1 protein-coding gene is annotated in these 663 nt (G+C 42.5%); it reads right to left on the minus strand.

What is annotated here, in order from left to right; all coding sequences use genetic code 11:
- Window positions 1-663 (minus strand): autotransporter outer membrane beta-barrel domain-containing protein (locus tag ACFIO3_RS14865; protein ID WP_375704755.1); only part of this gene is annotated, 663 nt, incomplete at both ends.

Consider the following 663-nt stretch of genomic DNA (forward strand, 5'->3'; position numbering starts at 1 on the left):
TCCGTAAGTATAGAGGAAGAAACCGGTTTGTTTTTCCTCTTCTTTTCCTAAGACAGATGTTCTGATATTGGCTAAGAGTGCGTTTTGTTTAGCCATATCGGTTAATCCACTGTAGAAGAGAGCATTTGGCATGACCAAATAGCTTGCTGTTTGTGGTACAGGGGCAACGGTAGGGATATTTGTTTCAGGATCAGGATTTGAACCAGAATTGGAGCCAAGCAGTTCGGGTTGCAAACGGAAATCCCAGAAATTTTCATTCTTTTCATCAAAGAGGTTTTGTGCAATATCGGCTTTGCCTTGGCTTGAGTCTGGTCCATAGGCACGTAGTGTATACATATCCGGTAAGCCACCTCTTGTGGTATAACCATTTACCAGTTTGAAAGAGTTTTCTTCTGCTTTTCCAGAAACTTGAATGAGTGAAAGACCACGGACATTGGCAGCAGCAGAGGTGTTTGCTTCGATATTGTTCTCTTCTAAGCGCCCCGTGACATAAACTGATGTGTTGCCAGAGACATCCCCATGGATCAAAAGTCTATCGGTTTTTTGGTCATTTATTGCAGCACCGTCACTCCATTTTGTGTTGAAGTAAATCTTTGCATCACCCGTTGCATTGTAGACTTCTTGCGTGTCTGGTTTACCAGAACCTATATGCAATGTTTGGTA

The sequence above is a fragment of the Bartonella sp. AD328YNZD genome, from assembly GCF_042196425.1.